This window comes from Bacteroidota bacterium, from assembly GCA_016720935.1.
Lineage (GTDB): Bacteria > Bacteroidota > Bacteroidia > AKYH767-A > 2013-40CM-41-45 > JADKJP01.
This window is the reverse complement of record JADKJP010000006.1, coordinates 575,460-596,381: the sequence shown is the minus strand read 5'-3', so window position 1 is coordinate 596,381 and position 20,922 is coordinate 575,460. Positions and strand designations below refer to the sequence as shown.

16 protein-coding genes are annotated in these 20,922 nt (G+C 42.0%); 6 read left to right on the top strand and 10 right to left on the bottom strand.

What is annotated here, in order from left to right; all coding sequences use genetic code 11:
* The first annotated feature begins 181 nt into the window (after positions 1-181).
* Together IPP86_10855 and IPP86_10850 are read left to right on the top strand one after the other, a co-directional pair.
* Positions 182-1,654 carry a T9SS type A sorting domain-containing protein gene (locus tag IPP86_10855; protein MBL0139016.1) on the top strand — a complete coding sequence of 491 codons (1,473 nt, stop codon included), beginning with the start codon at positions 182-184 and terminating at the stop codon, positions 1,652-1,654.
* 141 nt (positions 1,655-1,795) lie between these two features.
* The gene (locus IPP86_10850) at positions 1,796-2,257 is read left to right on the top strand and encodes a GyrI-like domain-containing protein (protein ID MBL0139015.1); all 462 of its coding nucleotides are present in this window, start codon (positions 1,796-1,798) and stop codon (positions 2,255-2,257) included.
* Positions 2,258-2,279: 22 nt separating this feature from the next.
* On the opposite strand, the gene IPP86_10845 is transcribed toward IPP86_10850, so the two are convergent.
* From IPP86_10845 to pyrF, 6 genes are all read right to left on the bottom strand, one after another.
* The gene (locus IPP86_10845) at positions 2,280-3,197 is read right to left on the bottom strand and encodes an SDR family oxidoreductase (GenBank protein MBL0139014.1); all 918 of its coding nucleotides are present in this window, start codon (positions 3,195-3,197) and stop codon (positions 2,280-2,282) included.
* A gap of 12 nt (positions 3,198-3,209) precedes the next feature.
* Complete coding sequence (locus IPP86_10840; GenBank protein ID MBL0139013.1) at positions 3,210-4,247, bottom strand: potassium channel protein; 1,038 nt, start codon at positions 4,245-4,247, stop codon at positions 3,210-3,212.
* 264 nt (positions 4,248-4,511) lie between these two features.
* On the bottom strand, positions 4,512-6,677 hold the full coding sequence (locus IPP86_10835; protein ID MBL0139012.1) for a hypothetical protein: 2,166 nt from the start codon (positions 6,675-6,677) through the stop codon (positions 4,512-4,514).
* A gap of 167 nt (positions 6,678-6,844) precedes the next feature.
* A complete protein-coding gene (locus IPP86_10830; GenBank protein MBL0139011.1) occupies positions 6,845-7,072 on the bottom strand; it encodes a PspC domain-containing protein in 228 nt (75 codons plus the stop codon).
* Positions 7,069-8,346: a DUF2851 family protein gene (locus tag IPP86_10825; protein MBL0139010.1), complete on the bottom strand. Its 1,278-nt coding sequence runs from the start codon at positions 8,344-8,346 to the stop codon at positions 7,069-7,071. The genes IPP86_10830 and IPP86_10825 overlap by 4 nt, the downstream gene beginning before the upstream one ends.
* Positions 8,347-8,504: 158 nt before the next feature.
* Positions 8,505-9,335, bottom strand: a complete 831-nt coding sequence (pyrF, locus tag IPP86_10820) for an orotidine-5'-phosphate decarboxylase (GenBank protein MBL0139009.1) — start codon at positions 9,333-9,335, stop codon at positions 8,505-8,507.
* A gap of 156 nt (positions 9,336-9,491) precedes the next feature.
* Here pyrF and IPP86_10815 point away from each other — a divergent pair, with 156 nt between their 5' ends.
* Positions 9,492-10,865 carry an amino acid permease gene (locus IPP86_10815; protein MBL0139008.1) on the top strand — a complete coding sequence of 458 codons (1,374 nt, stop codon included), beginning with the start codon at positions 9,492-9,494 and terminating at the stop codon, positions 10,863-10,865.
* 162 nt (positions 10,866-11,027) lie between these two features.
* Here IPP86_10815 and IPP86_10810 read toward each other — a convergent pair whose 3' ends face one another.
* Both IPP86_10810 and IPP86_10805 read right to left on the bottom strand, forming a co-directional pair.
* Entirely contained in the window at positions 11,028-12,464 is a 1,437-nt protein-coding gene (locus IPP86_10810) for an SUMF1/EgtB/PvdO family nonheme iron enzyme (GenBank protein ID MBL0139007.1), read from the bottom strand.
* A gap of 66 nt (positions 12,465-12,530) precedes the next feature.
* The gene (locus IPP86_10805; protein MBL0139006.1) at positions 12,531-13,487 is read right to left on the bottom strand and encodes a type IX secretion system membrane protein PorP/SprF; all 957 of its coding nucleotides are present in this window, start codon (positions 13,485-13,487) and stop codon (positions 12,531-12,533) included.
* 396 nt (positions 13,488-13,883) lie between these two features.
* On the opposite strand from IPP86_10805, the gene porU reads away from it, so the two are divergent.
* The 3 genes from porU (at position 13,884) to IPP86_10790 (ending at position 19,629) form a co-directional block, all read left to right on the top strand.
* Positions 13,884-17,765: a type IX secretion system sortase PorU gene (porU, locus tag IPP86_10800; protein MBL0139005.1), complete on the top strand. Its 3,882-nt coding sequence runs from the start codon at positions 13,884-13,886 to the stop codon at positions 17,763-17,765.
* 59 nt (positions 17,766-17,824) lie between these two features.
* Positions 17,825-19,066, top strand: coding sequence for a type IX secretion system outer membrane channel protein PorV (porV, locus tag IPP86_10795; GenBank protein MBL0139004.1), 1,242 nt, complete (start codon positions 17,825-17,827; stop codon positions 19,064-19,066).
* A gap of 80 nt (positions 19,067-19,146) precedes the next feature.
* Positions 19,147-19,629, top strand: a complete 483-nt coding sequence (locus IPP86_10790) for a 2-C-methyl-D-erythritol 2,4-cyclodiphosphate synthase (GenBank protein MBL0139003.1) — start codon at positions 19,147-19,149, stop codon at positions 19,627-19,629.
* Position 19,630: 1 nt separating this feature from the next.
* Here IPP86_10790 and IPP86_10785 read toward each other — a convergent pair whose 3' ends face one another.
* Complete coding sequence (locus IPP86_10785; GenBank protein ID MBL0139002.1) at positions 19,631-20,305, bottom strand: DUF2490 domain-containing protein; 675 nt, start codon at positions 20,303-20,305, stop codon at positions 19,631-19,633.
* The gene (locus IPP86_10780) at positions 20,305-20,919 is read right to left on the bottom strand and encodes a DUF4956 domain-containing protein (GenBank protein MBL0139001.1); all 615 of its coding nucleotides are present in this window, start codon (positions 20,917-20,919) and stop codon (positions 20,305-20,307) included. Before IPP86_10780 ends, IPP86_10785 begins: the two co-directional genes overlap by 1 nt.
* Positions 20,920-20,922 lie beyond the last annotated feature (3 nt).

Here is a 20,922-nt window from a genome sequence, read left to right as displayed (position 1 = left end):
TCTATTTGAAATCACATGAGTCATAATCCAAACCTTTAGAATTTCTCACTAAACAAATATCCATCAACAGGAAGTTTGAAGTATTCTTTTTTTACAATTTATTTTCGACTAACTTTGGGACTGGACCATCAGTGTTTACTTTTTGAAACCCTAGAAGAAATAATATTAAAATTTCGTTTCCATGAAGGTCTTGAGAAGAAACCTGTTCCTCATCCTTATTATTTTAAACCATTCTTCATACTCTCAGGGCAGAAGAAATGCATGGCAAATAGGATATTGGCAAGGAGGAGGAACAGTTTTTCAAATGGATTTTACAGGAGGAAGCATGACGCTCATTCCTCAACCAGGGTCCACACAAATTAACATGTTCGAATTGAACGCTTCTATTTGTGATGTCGGGGGCAATATGTTATTTTCTACGAATGGAGATTTCATTGCAGATGCCAGCGGAGATACGATGATGAATGGCAGTGGATTAATACCCGGTCCATTTAGAGATGATTATTATGAATTTGGTTTACCTAATCTGCAAGGTGCAATTGCAATTCCTTTTAGTACTGACAGCAATAAATATTTTTTATTTCAGATGGCCGTTGATTATACCACCCGAAATGGAGATTCCTTATTATTCCATGTAATTGATATGTCACTAAATTCCGGGCTGGGTGCCGTTACTTTAAAAAATCAATTCATCATTGCCGGTCAATTTATGCAAGGCGAGATTTCAGCCGTTAAACATGGAAATGGAAGGGACTGGTGGCTCTTTTTTCATGGGCAGGACAATGATTCATTCTATTCCTATCTAATTGCCAATGATTCCTTGATTGGACCGTTTATTCAAAATATTGGTATCATCAAACATGATGTAGGTCAGGCAATATTTTCGTCTAACGGTTTAAAATTTGCAAGTTATGATAGCTACAATGATCTTGAATTGTTCGATTTTGATAGATGTACTGGACTGCTAAGTAATCACATCCATATTTCAATGCCTCATCTTTATGTTGGTGCGGGCTGCTGTTTTTCACCAAATTCTAATTTGCTATATATTTCAGATCGCCAGAATTTGTACCAGTACAATTTACAGGCTACCAACATTTCAGCAAGTAAGGATACCGTTGCTGTTTGGGATGGATTTGCTGATCCATTTGCCAATGCCTTTGCATTGTCCCAATTAGGCTCAGACGGCAAAATATATATTGCCTCATTTGGTGGAGCACAACATATGCATGTGATTAACCATCCCGACAGTCTTGGTATTGCGTGCGATGTACAACAACACAGCATAGTATTGCCATGTTACAACGAGGCTTCTGTTCCAAACCTACCCTTCTATGAGCTCGGAGCTATGGGTGGTACATCCTGCGACAGCTTGCCTACCAACATCTCTTCAAATACTATCCATTTCACTCGATACACACTTTTCCCAAACCCTGTTCGTGATATTTTATACATTCAAAATTTTTCAAAAGAACCTTTGAAAAGTCTCGCAATCACTGACCTTCTTGGGAAAACAATTCAATCTGATTTTTCAATTTTGAAAAACGGAGAATACATAGAGGTAAATACTTCTTCGCTTCAACAAGGATTGTACATTTTGCAAATGGAAACCGATAAAGGATTGTGGATTCAGAAGTTTTTTAAAGTGCAATAATCCATTTTGTGATTTTTTTTCAATTTGAACCAGGCGATTTAGAGCAAAGCGTATTTGTTTAAATCACTTTCATAAATTCAAATTCTTTATCTTGGAAAAAATATTTTTCACATGCCGATAAACCCGGTACCAGAAATTAAAATGCTTCCTGAAAAGAAACTGGTCGGAATGCACAAGACTTTGTCTTATGTAAATTACACCGTCACCGAGCTCTGGCAAAGGTTTATGCCTTTGCGGAATTCTATTGCAAACAGAATTGGAGAGGAGCTGTATTCAGTCGCTGTGTTTCCTTTGAATTTTCATTCTCAATTCGATCCAAAAAAAGAATTTGAACGATGGGCAACTGTCGAGGTTGAGAATTTTGACAATGTTCCCGAAGGCATGGAGACACTTATTTTATCATCCGGCTTGTACGCGGTATTTACTTATACTGGTGATACAAAAAATGCAGCCGAGGCTTTTCAGTATATTTTCAATTCATATCTGCCTCAATCAGAATTTCACCTCGACGCCCGGCCTCATTTTGAAATTCTCGGGAGTAAGTACAAACAAAATCATCCGGATTCGGAGGAGGAAATTTGGGTGCCTGTTGGATTAAAATAATTTCAGAAAAACATCCACAATATCAAACCTCAACCCCGCAACTCTTCAATTGCTTTCTCACCACTTCCAATCCTTGCAAAAAAGTAACAGGCTTAAATCCCAAGTCACGCTCTGCTTTTTGAATTATAAATCCGGTTACCGGTGGTCTTTTAGCAGGTTGGTTAAGTGAAGCGGAAGAAATCGGGTTGATGTATTCCTGATCGAGTCCGAAATATCCGGAGACAATACGCACCATGTCGAGAATACACATCACTTCCCGGCCGGAGACATGAAAAATTCCTTTTGCTTTTCTCAGCGAGGCTTCGATACATGCATCCGCGAGGTCTTCCGCCAGGGTGGGTGAACGGTACTGGTCGTTGATGACGTTGATGGTTTTCTTATCACGTAATGAATTGATGGTCCACAAGACAACATTGCTTCTGCTGTTATCATCCACTACACCATAAATGATAATGGTCCGCAAGATTGCCCAGGACAAATTACTCGCGGCGAGTCTTTTCTCCGCTTCATATTTTGTCATCGCGTAATAACTCTGCGGATTTGGAACATCTGTTTCAACGTACGGTCCGTTTTCGCCGTCAAAGACAAAATCAGTAGAAAGATGAACCAGATGTGTTCCGTATTTTGCGCTCGCTTCAATCAGGTTTTCGACAGCGGTAACATTCAGCTGCCAGGCTTCCTCTTTGCGGTTCTCGCAGGCATCCACATTGGTTAAAGCAGCAGTATTGATTACCGCATCCGGACGGTGTTTTTCGAAAATCTTCAGAACCTGCTCTTTGTCACAAATATCCAGCTCCTCATACACATAGCCTTCCTTCACTTTCATTCTGTTCGCGCCTTTCGATGTACTGATACAGCGAACATCACTTCTTCCAAGAAGTGCATAAATAATTTTTTGTCCCAACAAACCGTTGCTTCCGGTTACCAGAATTGTTTTCAAACCAAAAGGAAATTAATTGTTGATTAGAATTTCTTTAAAACGCATCACTTGTTCCTGTGTACCCAGCACAAACAGCTTTGCATCCGGCATCATGATCGTTTCCGGCGGAGGATTGATGACATAATCACCATCCGCGGTTTTAAAACCGATGATATTCGCGCCGGTTTTATTGCGGATCTCCAGATCACGAATGGATTTGTTGCGCATATTTTCCGGCAGCGAACTGAAATGTATTTCTTCCAGACGGATATTGATCCGTCCTGTGATGTGATCAATGAATTCAAGAACATCCGGCTTGGTCACCAGCGCGGCCATGTGCGTACCGCCAATTTTATCCGGCATGATGACATTGTCGGCACCGGCACGTTTGAGTTTATGCTCCGAACCGTCTTCCGAGGCTCGTGAAATAATTTTCAGTTTTGGATTCCGGTCCCTCGCCGTAAGTACGACAAATACATTTGCCGCGTCGCTCGGAAGCGCGGTAATCAATGCCTTGGCTGAATCAATTCCTGCCTGTATCAGCACTTCATCTTTTGTCGCGTCGCCTTCGATGAACAGGATATTGTCCTCCTCACGCATCTTCGCGACCAGCTCAGGTTTTGCTTCGATGGCGACAAACTTTTCGTCACCCGAACGCAACTGCTCACATGCCTGTCTGCCGTTTCTACCGAAACCACAAACAATAACATGATTTTTTAGTTTTTGGATTTCTTTGTTCACGCGATAGTGTCTGAAATACGTTTGAAATTCACCTTCAATAATGTAACGTGTAATCACTGAAACCGCATAGGCAAAAGTACCAATGCTAAAGATAATCAAAATGGATGTAAATATTTTCCCCGCGTCATCCAGCTCCTTAACTTCCCTGTAACCTACCGTTGCAACGGTGATCACTGTCATGAAAACCGAATCAAGAAAAGTATAATCTTCGATGGTATAATAGCCAACAATCCCGACAACCAGCACCAGCACTACCATCGCGATAGCATAGTACAGTTTCTTGAAATACCTGAAATTGGTTAGAATATTTTGGAAATCGAAGGATTCCATAGGTTGTTTATGCCGCCTTTAATTCTGTTTTAGAAATTGGTTTGGAGGAATAACCAATTCTAAGAAGGTTTCTTATCTATTATTTTCGGAAACCTATATGAGATTTGGTATAAATGTAAAATTCTGTTCGGTAAGGCAGGAAGAACCGGGAAATAATTTCCAACAATCAATGATGATTAATTAATGTGTGAAAATGTTTCAGAGATCTGAAATCCAATGTTCAGGCCTTATAAATCAGCTCTTTGTATTGAGGAAAAGGAACTTTCATTCACCAAAAAGAGGACTTTTCCACACACCCCTGCCATGAGTTCCTATATACAGTTCCTTTGTTTCACTTAGAATATCCAAATCACAAACCATCACTCGGGGCAAACCTTTGCTGAACGATTGCCAGGCATTAATTTTATCACGACACATAAACACGCCTGTATGTGTTCCGATATACACCGTATGAAATTTATCGCGGTCAAACAGAATCGCATTCACATCATCATCCGGAGCTAATCCGGAGGAAAAATTGACCCAGGCATTTTTTCCGGTTCCACCGCTGACCGTTTTCATCACCTTGTAAATCCATCCTCCACGAAAACCGACGAACACTGTATTTTTATCATCCGGCTGGACAGCCAGACAAGAAATCTGAGTATAGTTTACACCTTTGAGACCTTCGGTGATGTCGGTCCAGGTAATTCCTCCGTCGGTGGTTTTAAATAATTTTTTTTCCGGTTTGGTTGTCCATGCACAGCCTGCAAAAGCGGCATACATGGTGAGAGAATCCGATGGCGCAACAGCCAGAGCAACAATTGTCGCTTTCGGATCCGGTACATCGAACGCAGAAATTACTTTCCAGGTCTCTCCCCGATCCGTGCTTTTGAAGACATCGTGATAAGCAGTATAAAGTACATTCGGATGTACAGGATCAATCAAAAAAGGACGCAAATAATTTCCCTGTTGTTTGCGGGATGCTGCAAGATTTCTGGACCAGGTTACTCCTCCATCCTCAGTGCGGGACAAGAGATTATTATTCCCGTCATTCGAGTATTGAATCTTTTGATCGATCGGATCAAATGCAGCTTCCATTCCATCTCCACCACGAACCTGGAACCAACCATTTAATGAGTCACCGGTCGGTCGATACTGAAGCGTTCCGCAATCCTGCATTCCTGCCAAAACACGATATGGTTTCTTTTGAGAAACAGCCACACTCCAGCATTCCGCGATATTCAAGCCTTTGCTGATTCTGGTCCAATTTTCTCCGCCATCTGTTGTCTTGTATAATCCTCCATCTGTTGAAGCATACAAGGTCTTTCTCTCCGGATCAAAATTCAGATCGTGTACATCATCGTGCAAACCATTGCCCGCGTTTTTGTAATTCCATTTCCCGGCATAAGCAATCAGTTTATTGACTCTGTTGCCTGCGGTAAAATAAACTTCATCGGCGTTTAATGGATCGGCGGCGAGTGCTGTTCTCCATTCCGGACTCGCAGGCAGCGATAATCTTTTCTTGAAGGATACTCCGGAATTTTCCGACAGATAAAAATCACTTTGATATGAATTTTTCAGGATGAATAAAGCATATACATTCTCAGGTTTCGCGGCGCTGAAAGAAAGTTCACAGCGTTGGACGAGAGAATCTGCGGGCAAACCTCTGTTCGGTAATGCTTCCCAATGCAAACCGCTATCACTGCTTTTGTAAATGGTCCGTCCTGAAACATAGATTACATCGTCATTCCCGGGCTGAAATTCCAGATCTTTTAAAAATCCATCCTGCGCGCATAAAACCGGATGCCATGTTTTTCCGGCATCGCTGGTTCTGTAAACCATTCCGTCAAATGATTTGGTCGCGTTTGTATAAGTATGGATCACCGCGAAAAGTACATTGCGCTGACGTGGATGAATCACAAGTTTTCTTAAAATCTTGTGGCTTGGAAATGACCAAAAGGATGTATCCTCTTTTTCTTCACAAGTAAACCACTGGCCTATTGGCGCGCTCCAATTTTTCCCTCCATCTATTGATTTTAGTACACCTCTGCCCTGACAGGATTCCGAACCAAGCGAAGGTTCATTGGGATTCAAAATACAATCCGGATCACCTGTCGCGAGAAACTGAATTTTCGGATCACGTGGATTAATCGCAAGTGACGCAACACCGGGATTTGGAAAATTGTCCGAACCTGATGAACTCCAATGATTGCCCGAATCGGAAGAAACCCACAATCCACCATAGGGAGTTCCGGCAAACATCTCCTGGTTCTTTTTCTTTGATAAAAAACATTTCTTTTTCGGTGCAAAATAAACGCCGCTGACACGACCAATACCGTTTGCAATTTTCAGGGAATAATCAAACGGACGCATTAGTGCAGGAAAACTATCCGGACCAAGTGAAGTCCAATGTTGAGCATCCGCATTGACTGCAGACAACAGCGTCAACAAAAAGCAATTGATAAAAACCAAATAGAAATTAATCCTCCGCATTGAACAATTATGAATGATGAAAGTAGAGAAGAAAATTCAAAGCAGAAAAAATTCCGGAAAAGATTAATAAGCTATCTCCCCAAATAAAATCAGGAAAATATTCTATCAACAAAAGATGGACATCAGAGATCCCAAACTGAAGTCCTGCGATTGCGCACATACGACTTCATCTTGATCAAAAAGGCCAGGATCATGTACACGATCAATGGCGATCCTACCGTAAGGAAGGAAGCATAGATAAAAAACAAACGAATGACAGAAGTACGCATGCTGAGTTTATCTCCCAGATAGGAGCAAACACCGAATGCCTGTCTTTCAAAATAATCGCGGATGGAAGAAACTAGTGTCATGGGAGCGAGTTGATAAGCTGGTTTCCTATGGCACAAGATAAGCATTTTTTCTCGGAGCAGTATTGAATTTTCAATTGAACCAGGGCCTGGGACTGAAAAGCCGAATGAGCAGGGATTCCGGCATCCTTCCAGCTCCGGATCAGATGATTGTCCTCCGCGGGAATTTTCTCCAGAAGTTCCAGTGCTTTTTTCCGGTGTTGCTCGGAACCATTTTCACTGCCCCAGGCAAAAAGGAAGGGTACTACAGTATTGATAAGGATATTTTCGACCGAGCCTTTTCCCATATTCTTCTGGATTGCATCCGCAGGTTTGTCAAAGACGAAATGATTCAACCAATACTCCGAAGTGTTTATTCTGAATAAATCATATCCGTCCCGCAGAGATTCTATCTGCATCACTTTAGAAAAAAGATTTTCTGTCGATTTCAGCAATTGCGCGAACTGCGCGATTCGGATGGTTGGGAAATTGGAGGGTCGCAAACGGAGAAACTTCCAGGCAGCGGCACTGATCGGCTTCAGATTATATGTCCGGCTCAGATGCCTGAATTCTGTCGCAAGAGAGATCGGATAATTGTCGTGGAATTCCCTAGCCAGCATCCCGGCCTGACCAAAAAGCAAAGCCTCCACTTCCATCAGCCTTGAGCGGTGTTTATGAATCAGGCGAAGTGGCAACGACCGTGCAAGTAACTCGAAGGGTAAACCATTTACCTGGAAGCCAAAATTTTTAGCCAAAGAATGGTAAAATGTTTCCTCCCAATCATTCCTGCTCAAATGAAGGAATTGCCGGATCTGTTTTGTTTTCTCTTCCAGTCGCTCCACACAGATTCTATCCAGCCAGCTGTTGACAGTGATACTATCCAGCTCTTTCAGGCGATGTTCACAGGGAACCCATCCTCTTGTTCCAAGTAATTGCAGATAATTCGACCAGAGATGAGCGGGAAAGCGGTCTTTCAATTCAATGGTTGGAACACAGGTTCCGTCTTTGCGCAGTGTTTTCACATCTCTCTCATGAACAACATGCAGGATACAATTGTCGTAAGCTGAATCAAAATGATGTCCATGTTTTTGCCAGTCGGAAGCGTGAATGTGAATTTCTACGTTCCCTGCCCAGAGTGTTCCATCGATTCTCAGCTGGGCGTTAAAAAAATCAGGACCTGAGTCTGTGTTGAGTTTCCCGGGTCTGACGACTTCAACACAATTGCCTTCGGAGGTTAGCAGTTCACGTGAATCAAATAATCGGTACTGCCACAGGTAATGTAAAAATGCTTCATTCATCGGAATATATTTTCTTTCCAAAATAAAAGGATAGAAAGAAATTCCCCGTCCACTATAAGCGAATTAGTTTTCGAAAAATATTATTGAATGCAAGATTTTAAAATGTGAGAAAAGTGGTACTTCATCTGGCAATCTCATGAACAAATGCTATGCTTTATTCAGGCAAAATATTTCTCCAGAATAATTTTCATTTCATCACGCGTTTTGGAGGCTTCAGCCCTAGCAGCATCTGCAAAGTCGGCACCATTCGATGCATAAATGATTTGCCGGGAAGAATTTACCAGCAGTCCGCATTGTTTATTCATACCTGCCGCTGAGACCTCCTGCAAATTCCCGCCCTGAGCTCCAACTCCCGGGACCAGCAAAAAATGATCCGGTACAATTTTACGAATAGAAGAAAGCAAATCCGGATGAGTTGCACCAACAACATACATCATGTTATCCGCATCCGCCCATTTTTGTGATGTACGAAGAACATGTTCGTACAATTTCTCTTCCTTTCCGTTTACGGGAGATGAAATTTCGGAAAGTTGAAAATCCATAGATCCCGCATTGCTGGTGAGCGCGAGAAGAATTACCCATTTGCCTTCACGAAGAAATGGCGTAACGGAATCCTTCCCCATATAAGGAGCAACCGTGACAGAATCAAAATGAAAATAATCATAAAATGTACGTGCATACATTTCTGAAGTGTTCCCAATATCTCCGCGCTTTGCATCTGCAATCGTGAAAATGTTATCCGGAATCAGGTTCATTGTTTTCTCCAGTGAAATCAAGCCTTTCGGACCTAAGGATTCATAAAAGGCAAGATTGGGTTTATATGCAACACAATATTCACTGGTCGCCTCAATGATGCGCTTGTTAAATTCATACACAGGATCTTCTTCTTTTAACAAAAAGGAAGGTATCCTGGTAATATCGGTGTCGAGTCCAATACACAAATAGGAACTCTTTTTAATGATCTGTTGGTATAATTCTTCTCTGGTCATTGCGGGTGTGAAGATACGTTTTCCTTCAAAACCTGTATTCCGGTTTGATGGGAAACAAGCAGCAAAACCTGCGTTTATAAATACCTGAAATGAAAGCCCGAAACATCTTGCGGATTAAGAAGGGAGTAAATATCTTACTAACCATAAACTTTACTTATGTCCACAGAGAAAAAAAGCCTCTCCCTTTTTGATTCCACCGCCATTATTATTGGCTCCATGATCGGCTCGGGAATTTTTATTGTATCCGCTGAAATTTCAAGGCAGGTTGAAACTCCCGGAATGCTGCTCCTGGCTTGGGTCGTCACTGCCATCATTACCATCTTCGGAGCCCTGAGTTATGGAGAACTTGCAGCAGCGATGCCGCGTGCCGGCGGACAATACATTTATTTAAAAGAAGCTTATGGTAAAATGTATGGATTCCTTTACGGCTGGACATTATTTTCCGTTATCCAAACCGGTACGATTGCCGCTGTGGGTGTGGCTTTCGCGAAGTTCACAGGAGTTTTCTTTCCTGTGATTTCGGGTGATAATTACATTTTCCATTTATCTTCTTTTCATATCAGTACACAACAATTACTTGCCATCACCATAATTATCCTGCTTACTCTTTACAATTTTAAAGATGTGAAAGCCGGAGCTTATCTTCAAAACATCTTTACAGTATCCAAAGTGATCGCGCTCTTGTTGCTAGTTATCCTTGGTTTGTATTTCGGAATAAACGGTGCAGGAAACTGGTCCAACTTCTCTCCTGCTTTTCCAAGTGTGATCACGCTTACCACGATTGGTGTTTTTGGCGCCGCCATGACAGGCTCTCTTTTTTCCGCTGATGCATGGAACAACATAACCTATACCGCCGGGGAAGTACACAATCCACAGCGCAACCTGCCGCTTTCACTCTTCATCGGAACCGGAACGGTTATGGTTCTTTATATGCTCGCCAATGTTGCATATATATATGTATTGCCAATCAATGCCATCCAGCATGCAGAAAACGACCGTGTAGCGACATTGTTAATGGAAACGATACTTGGAACCAACGGAAAATTTTTCATGGCACTAATGATTATGATTTCCACATTCGGTTGTCTGAACGGACTCATCCTTACTGCGGCAAGGGTTTACTATGCAATGGCCAAAGATGGATTGTTCCTGCCAAAGGCAGCCAAACTCAACAAGAATAATGTTCCTGCTAATTCTCTCACCATGCAATGCATCTGGTCCTGCTTACTCTGCTTTTCAGGAACCTATGGTGATCTTCTGAATTACATCATGTTTGCTGTGATGTTGTTTTACATCCTTACCATCACCGGGCTTTTCATTTTGAGAAAGAAAAGACCTGACATGGAAAGGCCATACAAAGCTTTTGGTTATCCGGTAATTCCTGCCTTATACATTTTCATGGCAGCGATGGTCGCTTTTGATATGCTGATTTACCAGACAACATCCAGTTTGTACGGATTGGTAATCATCCTGATTGGAATTCCAATCTATTTCATCTTCAAGAAGAATGTAAAGGAGAATCCGCAATAAATAATTTGCGCCCTGATTGTACGATTTGAAACAGCACCATCAGAACGCTTCTGGCAAGTACTTATCATTTCAATAAACACTCTGGCGAATCACTTCCCGAATGTTTAGACAAAAAAAAAGAGCCTCCAAAATGGAAGCTCTTTTCATGAATGCTTTTTTATTTTACTTGGTTTTCGGTTTTGCTCCTAAACCAACCGGACTACCCACACGCGTCATTGCGCAACGGAATCCGATATCATTAGTGCTTTGTACCTGATCGAGGAAACGACGGGCGCCCGGAGACATCCAATACGCGCGATCTTTCCATGAACCACCTTTGTAAACACGAGCCTGATCATTTACCATTGAAGTGATACCGAAATCGTATTTGATTTCTGGCTCATCAGAATCGAGGTAATTGATATTATCCGCTTTGGTGTAATTTCTACGGTCCGGACTTTCATCTGTATCTTTCATTGGCACACGACCAAGGCTGTCTTTTTCTGTGATGGCACCTTCTTCGTCACGTTGTTGTGTTTTGTACACGTTACCACGATACGGATTGAAGTCGGATTTATCTTCCGGAGAAAGAGGGCGGAACACATCCATTACCCACTCGTTCACGTTACCGGCCATGTTATACAGACCGAAGTCATTTGGCCAATAAGAATGTACCGGTGCAGGAATATCCGCGTTATCATTCAGGAAGCCTGCGGTACCCATATTGTCACCACGACCACGCTTGAAGTTGGCCATCATCTGACCTTTGTATTTTTCTTCTTTATTACGAACGATATGTCCGTTCCACGGGTATTGACGGCGATCAGTTACACGCTCGTAAATAGTATTTCCAATTTGTGAAAGAGCGGCATATTCCCACTCTGCTTCGGTTGGCAGGCGGTAACGCGGAAGAAGGATACCGTCTTCCATACGAACTTTACGTGTTCCGTTTGCTCCTGAACTTGGATTGAGGTCAATCAGGTCACTCTTTACAAGACCTTCATATTGTCCTGCCAGATAAGCGTCTGTATTGAAGTTATCTTCGTTAATCTGGTTCGGGTTGATTCGCAGGATACCTTCGCGGATGAGAATTTGCTCGTTCACACGGTCCGTTCTCCAGGCACAAAAGTCGCTTGCCTGCAACCAGTTCACACCAACAACAGGATACTGCTGATAGGAAGGGTGACGGAAATACAACTCAACCAATGGTTCGTTGTATGCCAATTTATCACGCCATACCAATGTATCAGGTAATGCTCTTTTATATACTTCCGGATAATCCGCGCCAAAAACACGGGTGATCCAGTACAGATATTCGAGGTAATGAACATTGGCAACCTCTGTTTCATCCATATAGAATGAACTTACCGTAGCACGGCGTGGAATGTTATTCCAGTCCATGGTGATATCCTGCTCGGTACGACCCATGGTGAAGGTACCACCTTCTACCAGGACCAGACCCGGACCGGTTTCCTGTTCATCGTAAGGGACTACTTCAAAGCCACCGTTTTTGGGATCATTATAATTCCAACCTGTAACGGAAGATTTCTCCTTCCCGCAGGAAGAAAAAAGTAATGCAACAGCAACCAGGCTGAAGCTATTCCAAATGAGTTTTTTCATTAGGGTGATTGGTTGTTGTTTAGGGGCTTAAACGATTGCCAAATGTATTTATTTTATTTGAAATTACTAAAATGAAGGGCACTTTATCGTTCTGAAACGCTTCTTCTTAGGATGACAGGCAAATTGAAGACCGAGCGACAATTCGTGTGATCCTGCTGAAGCATTATAGAGTTTGGAAACAGTTACATCATAACTATATCCAAATTTGAAGATTCCTTGTTGAAGTCCAACCAGGGCGATAAAAGCATCACCACCTCTGTACCACAAACCGCCTACCAACGGGGCTTTTGCTACATACAAACCGATGTTGTACTGTTGGAAATCTCTTTGTTTCTGATACAGGAAATTAGGCGAAATATAGGTTGTACCATCCCTGTTACCTGCAATCGGAATTACTGCTCCGATATGAGCTGTAATTTTCATAGGAAGCTTACTTCCCGGTGAAGATTTTATATAAAACTCCTCAGGTTCAGTCATGTGGTGAACTGCCACCCCTCCGTAATACCGATTGCTGTACCCCAAAATACCTCCCGAGAAATCCCAGAAGCTTTTGTTGGTATTTGGACGAATTTCCTGGGTTTCATAGATAAATCCATATCTCGGATCAATCATATCACCGAAAGTCAGCTTATCCCAGTCAACCTTTTTCTGAACATAAGTTCCTTGTAATCCGAATTTTACGGAAAATTCACGGGTTACATTCAATTGGTAGGAATAGATTCCGGAAACATTGGTTGTTGTCAGTGTAGCTTCTCCGGCCTTATCATTCAATACCAATAAACCCAAGCCACCACCCAGTGCCTCGACATGCTGATCGTACGATGCAGTGTATGTCACAAAGGTTCCGGTCAGAGCGGGCCATTGATTCCGGTAATTGAGGGCCAGTCTTGGACAACGGGCAGTTCCTGCAAAAGCCGGATTCAGGTAAAGTGGATTCGCGTAGAATTGTGTGAACTCAGGATCCTGCGCAAGTGCAACACCTGAGTACAGGAGAAAAAACCACAACAATACTTTCCTGAGCATTTGAACTTATTTTAAGTTACGTCTTACGCTTGTGAAGTTATAGAGTTACGCACGTTGCTGATGATCAAAATACCACCTTTCAAACCCAGTGTAAGATTTGACGACAATTTTAATGATTTTTAAATACAATGGCTCCGAAAATCCTGCTAAAGATAAAAAAAATGATTCATTGGCCGATGAAAAATTTATTCCAGATACCTTGTCCTGATTTTTAACTAATCTCAGGGTCATGAAATGGTAAGAAAGTGTTGATTTACAAAAAGAACATCACGAAAGAAGTCCTCTTTCAGCAATTTTGAATATTTTTGTTTACCAAAATATTCGAGGTCGGTCTTCGTTACGAGGATTACACATTCATTTTTTCCATTTAACCAAAACCAAACGCAGTTTCGATCCATGTATAAAAAAAGACTATGGACTATCCTGTTCATTTTTGTTCCTTTCCTGACTCAGTCGGCTGACACCGGATCCTTGTCTCAAGACAGAAAAAAAATCAACTGGCAGCCAGCTCTGGAAACTTCCATGCCGGATGGCACCCCTGTTCATTCCCTGCGTTTCGAGGGAGGTTCCTATAATGCCGATTTTCTTCCTGAATATGTGCAAACCGTCAAACTTTCCGGGAACACAAGCTCTGTCCAGGCAAGAATTACCAATATTGAAACAGAACCACTTCGTGAATCTCAGCTTATTCCTTTTCCTCAAAAAATTGAAACCGAATTCAATGTCACTACATCGGTGGTATACCGAAAAAAAGTCCCTTACGCATCAGTAAGGATTCTTCCGATTCGCAAAAACAAAAACGGATCCGGCTATGAACGTCTTGTCTCATTTGATCTTGAACTGACTCCAACTGCAAATGCAAACCGCCAATCGCCGGCCAGGTATTATACTTCCAACAGTGTGCTTGCAAATGGTGATTGGTTCAAGTTTGGTCTGATTAAAAAAGGTGTTTATAAAATGACCTACACCGATCTGAAAAATCTGGGTGTCGATGTTGACAACATCGATCCGCAGAACATCAGGATTTATGGAAATGGTGGCGGAATGGTGCCCATGGCAAATTCCAAATCCCGCCGTGATGACCTCCAGGAAAATGCGGTCCAGGTTGTCGGTGAATCGGATGGACATTTCGATCAAACAGACTATATTTTGTTCTACGGTACGAGCCAGACTCAATGGTTACCCGATCCAAATACCAACAGATTCAGTCACGTCATTAACCTGTATTCGGATACAACATTCTATTTCCTCACCACCAGTCTTGGACAGGGAAAACGGATTACAACCCGTGCTTCTTCAACTGCTACTCCAACGAACACCGTCACCTCTTTTGACGAATATGGGTTTCATGAAATTGACGCGGTGAATCTCCTGAAATCAGGAAGAGAATGGTATGGCGAAAATTTTGACAACGTAAACAATACGCAGTCATTTACTTTCAATTTCCAGAGTGTCATTACTTCAGACACTTTGTTGTTGCGATCCTCATTACTTGGCAGAGCGGAGAACAGCGCGAGCAATTCTTTCAGCATGGCGTTGAACGGACAAACGTTTATTACCCAGGCATTTTCCTCAGTAGGAAGTTCACCACAAGATAATTACGCTGCCCCTATTTATATATCAAAATACCTGTTCCCAAATTCCTCTACACTCAATGTTGCGGTTTCAATGAGCTCCGCGGATCCAAATGGTCAGGGCTGGCTAAATTTTATTGAAATGAATCTTCGCTGCAACCTGAACTTTCTTAACCAGGGAAATCAATTTCACTTCCGTGATGCAAGATCAGTCGGTACAGGAAATGTCAGCCAGTTTCAAATCAGTAACACCAATGCTTCAGTAACACTGCTCGATGTGACTGATCCTTTGAATGTGGTGATACAACAATCCGATTTTAATTCCGGTACGACCAGCTTCACCACTGAAACCGGTACACTTCATGAATTTATCGCTTTCAGCGAAAGTGCCGCATACACTCCTTTTCCCGGCAGACAAATTGATAACCAGAATCTGCATGCTTCTCCAAAAGCGAGCCTCCTAATTGTTACTAATCCATCCTTTATTAATCAGGCAAACGACCTTGCAGATTTACATCGTACACATGACAACATGACTACGATGGTAGCGACCACAGAACAAATTTTTAATGAATTTTCTTCGGGTGCCCAGGATGTTTCCGCTATCCGGGATTTTGTAAAAATGTTTTACGACAGAGCCTATGCTCCCGGTGATCTTCCAAGGTACTTACTGATTCTTGGTGATGCTTCCTACGACAATAAATCAAGGGTTTCTTCGAACACAAATTTTGTTACTTCCTACCAATCCTCCGGATCACTCAATCAGACTCAAACATATATGTCGGATGACTTCTTTGGACTGCTGGATGATTCCGAAGGAGAATGGAACAATGGTGAAATTGTTGACCTGAGTGTCGGTCGTTTGCCAGTGAAATCTGTTCAGGAAGCGGAAGCAATGGTGAGAAAAATCATTCATTATGCAGGTGGTGATATTACCAATCCCGGAACAACGAATGGAACTAACAATACCGTTTATGGTGATTGGCGCAATGTTGTCACCTTTGTAAGTGATGATCAGGATAGCAATACACATTTTAAACAAGCGGATACGCTTGCGCGCAGATTCAGCAGAGACTACCCACTGCTGAACATTGATAAAATTTACATGGATGCTTACAACCAGCAATCCACCCCTGGTGGCAATCGCTATCCTGACGGTCATGCAGCATTGGTTGATCGCGTACAAAAAGGTTCTCTATTATTAACCTATATCGGACATGGTGGTGAAGTTGGATGGGGACATGAACGATTCCTGGAAGTTGATGACATCAACAACTGGACGAACATCAATGCTCTTCCCGCTTTTCTTACAGCTACTTGTGAATTCACTCGTGTTGATGACCCTGCAAGAACCTCCGCCGGTGAATTGGTTTTTCTTAATCCGAACGGAGGTGGAATTTGTCTGTTCACCACTTCCCGACTCGCTTTCTCAAGCTCCAACTACAATCTTTGCCAGAAATTTTATACTCATGTATTTACCGAAATTGATGGGCGCATGCCAACCATCGGAGATATTTTTGAGCAAACAAAAATCGATGTGTATACCGATCAATATGTAAGGAACTTTATCCTGATTGGAGATCCCGCATTACGCATGGCATATCCGAAAATGTCTGTAAAAACCAATACAATCAACGGCACCAATATCACCTCCGCGGTTGATACACTCAAAGCTTTGAGACGTATAACCATCACCGGTGAAATCCTGGATGTGAATGGCATAAAGGCGACATCTTTTAACGGAATCATCTATCCTACAGTCTATGATAAATGGGTCACCTATTATACTCTTGGTAACGACAGGAATGTAACGAATGATCCATCCTACGCGGCTCCATTTGATCTTCAGAAGAATATTATCTATCGTGGTAAATCAAGTGTGGTCAATGGTGACTTCTCATTTTCTTTTGTGGTTCCAAAAGATATCCAGTTCCAATACGGTTTTGGTAAGCTCAGCTATTACGCTCAGAATGGTTCGATGGACGCGGCAGGTTACAGCAATAGTGTTATTGTTGGCGGCTATGACAATTCTGTTCCCGCGGATGCACAAGGACCTGCAATCAAATTGTATATCAATGATGATAAATTTGTTCGCGGAGGAATGACAGACAAGAACCCGGTATTGTATGCTGTTGTAACTGACAGCAGCGGATTAAATACTGTTGGTACCGGTATTGGTCATGATGTAACGGCAGAACTCGACAATAGCAACAGCAAGATTTATGTGCTGAATGATTACTATGAAAATGATCTGAACAGCTACCAAAAAGGAAAAGTGAAATATCCGTTTAAGGATCTTGCAGCCGGTCCGCACACTGTCAACTTCAAAGTTTGGGATGTGTACAATAATTCCAGTGAAGCAAGCACTGATTTTGTTGTAGCTGAATCAGCGAAACTGGCGCTTGAACATGTGTTGAATTACCCGAATCCGTTTACAACACATACGACCTTTATGTTTGAACATAATCGTCCTTATACCAATTTGGATATCCAGGTTCAGATTTTCACTGTTTCCGGAAAACTGATAAAAACCATCGGAAGCAGAATATATTCGGAGGGTTACCGTTCAGATGAACTGGAATGGAATGGTTTGGATGATTTTGGTGACCGAATCGGAAAAGGTGTGTATGTTTACAAGCTCCGTGTTCGCACAGAAGACGGAGATTATGCTGATAAATTTGAAAAACTCGTGATTCTGCGTTAATTAAACAAAACCATTCTTGTTAATTCACGTATATTTGCCGTCCACATTTTAGAACCAAGATGCATTTTACTCAAAAAAAGGCCTTTATAGCTATCTTTAGCTTCCTGCTGGCAGCAGGTTCTTCATCTGCACAGATCAGTTCTTTTAAAGATTCTCTTCTCGGTCAGATCAACACTATCACTACCGCTGTTCCTTTCCTCCAAATCGCACCTGACTCCCGTGCCGGTGGAATGGGCGACTATGGTGTTGCAACCACTCCGGATCCGAATTCCATTCACTGGAATCCGTCGAAACTCGCTTTCGCCGATAAAAATTTCGGATTCTCGATCTCATACACCCCATGGCTTCGTGCCCTGGTGAATGACATCAACCTGGCTTATATTTCCGGTTACAAAAAACTCAAAGGCGATCAGGCAATTGCCGCTTCCCTTCTTTACTTCTCTCTCGGAAACATTGACTTCACGAATGACAACGCTGAGAAAGTCGGCTCTTTCAATCCTAATGAGTGGGCGTTGGATGTGGCTTATGCACGCAAACTGGGAGAAAATATTTCCGGTGGACTCGCATTGCGTTACATCTATTCCAACCTTACCGGTGGTGTGGCCATTGCCAACAACACTATTCAAACACACGCCGGTACTTCTGTTGCAGCCGACATCTCAGGTTATTACAGGAAGGATGTAGAAATTTCAAATAAAAAATCACTGCTTGGAATCGGTTTGAATATCTCCAATATTGGCGCCAAGATTTCTTATACAGATACAAAATCAAAGGATTTTATTCCGATGAACTTCCGTTTAGGAACGAACCTGAAAATTGATCTGGATAACTACAACACCATCGCTTTCGGAGCGGATATCAATAAATTACTTGTTCCGACTCCGCCGGTTTATTTGAAAACCAATGATGGCCGCGACAGCCTTGACGCGAACTTCAATAAAATTGTTCAGGCCGGTAAAGACCCGAGTAATGTCGGAGTGCCGGCTGCTCTGTTCAGTTCATGGTCTGATGCTCCCGCAGGATTCAAAGAAGAACTGAAAGAATTCACCTACTCTATCGGTGCTGAATATTGGTATGATAAACAATTTGCAATCCGTGCCGGTTATTTTCACGAGGCAAGTACAAAAGGAAACCGTAAATTCTTCACTATCGGTGCAGGCTTGCGCTACAATGTATTCGGACTTGATTTTGCTTACCTCATTCCTACCACACAAAGAAACCCACTTGAAAATACTCTCCGCTTCACCCTCATATTTGATTTTGAAGGCTTGAAAAAGGAAAATCAGGATAGTACTGAATAAGCTCATGAAATATTTATTTAAAAGAAAAGCGGGTGATTCTTCATCCGCTTTTCTTTTTTGTGTTTTCTTTGTAAACGGATATGAAAAAAATAAGAATCGGTTTTGGTTTTGATGTTCATCAGCTCAGGGATGAACGGGAATTCTGGCTCGGCGGAATTCGTATTCCTCATACAAAAGGTGCGGTTGGACATTCCGATGCAGATGTCATGATCCATGCTATGTGCGATGCTTTATTAGGTGCTGCCAACCTTGGAGATATTGGAAAGCACTTCCCGGATACTTCCTCAGAATTTAAAAATATCGACAGTAAAATTTTGCTTAAAAGAGTATGTGAACTCCTTTTAGAGAAAGACTGGGAGATAGGAAATCTGGATATTACACTTTGTCTGGAGAAGCCTAAAATAGCTGGCTTTATCCCTAAAATGCAGGAAGCGCTCTCGACCGTAATGAGCATCCCTTCAGAGGACATATCCATCAAGGCAACTACCAACGAAAAGCTTGGTTACGTAGGCCGTGAAGAAGGTATCCACTGCTACGCGGTCGCGTTAATTTTCAGAAAATAAATCAGAATGATGTGAAGGTATATCCTATTCCGACAATGTAATCATTCGCCGGACTGACCAGGCTGTGCTGAATCAGGTAAAAGATGTTGACACTGTGCCTTCTGTTAAACTCGTAGTCAATTCCGGCTTCATATCTGTAACGATCAATAACCTGGTCCTGTTCATTTGCATTGTCTATGACATAAAACATTTCAGTTGCAAGGTACGGCGCATATTTCCTGTTGAGGTCTAATTTTACTCCGAGTTTAGTGCGTGAATACCATTCGGGAACTTTTCCCAGATCACTTGAATTCAGATCCGTGAACTGTTCCTGAAAACGCTGCCGCAGCGAGATACTCACAGGGTTCAACTTCACCCGATAGGCAAGATCCAGATAGAAACGATGACGTGTACTATAGTATTCATCCTTGTTTTTGGACATAAGCCGGTAATTCAACGAAGCTTTAAACTTTTTTGTAATTGAATATTCCAGAGAAAGATCCGTGAAATACTGATCAATCCTTGACATATTATCATACAACCGAAGCTGCTCACTAACGATGCCTGTCCATTTCTGCGTAAATTTATGCTGAAGTGTCAGACTAGACCAAAGTCCCGCATCGTCCTGTGCCCTGGCTATGCCAGAGATGGAAAGAGCAATAAGCAATAAAGAAATTCTAACTCCCGATTTAAACATTACTTCTTTTTCGAAACGGTGTCTTCGTAGAAATAAATTTTTATTACGGCGATATCCTTTAAAAAATCAATCTTGTTGATGCTCACACGGTGAATATCAAGTCCTGTGCGCTTTTTAAGATCCGCGATCAGTTCCAGATGGTGTTCTGGCTTAATCATTTCAATATTTTCATATTGAATTGTTTTAATCATTTCATTTCTCACCAGCCAGTTTCCATCCAATGCATAAGTGAATGCTATGAGAATGGCGTTAATGATACCAAGCTCAAAATAAGTGGCTTTACTCACCGCGCAAATCAATCCCATAGCGATTACAATGAACAGATAGGTCATATCCTTTGTGGAAATACCTTCCGTTCTGTAGCGCAACATTGAAAAGACCGCGAACAAACCAAATGCGGCACCCATACTCAAATCAACTTTGTTGAGCAGGTAGGTGATGACAAAGATGATGATGTTAAAAAGGAAGAAGGTGAACAGATAATCCTTCTTCTTATAAATCCTAAAATAGATTAACCGTACAAGGATCAACATCGAAATGACGTCGATCAATAACCGGATAAAAAATTTATCGGATAATTTGTCAAATAATTCAAATGCTGCTGGATCGTTCATTGC

Bases quoted from the DNA above. Each gene is read 5' to 3' on its own strand.
- IPP86_10825 (MBL0139010.1), bottom strand. From the start codon at position 8,346: ATGAATGAAGCATTTTTACATTACCTGTGGCAGTACCGATTATTTGAT.
- IPP86_10780 (MBL0139001.1), bottom strand. From the start codon at position 20,919: ATGAACGATCCAGCAGCATTTGAATTATTTGACAAATTATCCGATAAA.
- IPP86_10855 (MBL0139016.1), top strand. From the start codon at position 182: ATGAAGGTCTTGAGAAGAAACCTGTTCCTCATCCTTATTATTTTAAAC.
- IPP86_10840 (MBL0139013.1), bottom strand. From the start codon at position 4,247: ATGGAATCCTTCGATTTCCAAAATATTCTAACCAATTTCAGGTATTTC.
- IPP86_10785 (MBL0139002.1), bottom strand. From the start codon at position 20,305: ATGTTTAAATCGGGAGTTAGAATTTCTTTATTGCTTATTGCTCTTTCC.
- IPP86_10805 (MBL0139006.1), bottom strand. From the start codon at position 13,487: ATGCTCAGGAAAGTATTGTTGTGGTTTTTTCTCCTGTACTCAGGTGTT.
- pyrF (MBL0139009.1), bottom strand. From the start codon at position 9,335: ATGACCAGAGAAGAATTATACCAACAGATCATTAAAAAGAGTTCCTAT.
- IPP86_10830 (MBL0139011.1), bottom strand. From the start codon at position 7,072: ATGACACTAGTTTCTTCCATCCGCGATTATTTTGAAAGACAGGCATTC.
- IPP86_10790 (MBL0139003.1), top strand. From the start codon at position 19,147: ATGAAAAAAATAAGAATCGGTTTTGGTTTTGATGTTCATCAGCTCAGG.
- porV (MBL0139004.1), top strand. From the start codon at position 17,825: ATGCATTTTACTCAAAAAAAGGCCTTTATAGCTATCTTTAGCTTCCTG.
- IPP86_10815 (MBL0139008.1), top strand. From the start codon at position 9,492: ATGTCCACAGAGAAAAAAAGCCTCTCCCTTTTTGATTCCACCGCCATT.
- porU (MBL0139005.1), top strand. From the start codon at position 13,884: ATGTATAAAAAAAGACTATGGACTATCCTGTTCATTTTTGTTCCTTTC.
- IPP86_10850 (MBL0139015.1), top strand. From the start codon at position 1,796: ATGCTTCCTGAAAAGAAACTGGTCGGAATGCACAAGACTTTGTCTTAT.
- IPP86_10810 (MBL0139007.1), bottom strand. From the start codon at position 12,464: ATGAAAAAACTCATTTGGAATAGCTTCAGCCTGGTTGCTGTTGCATTA.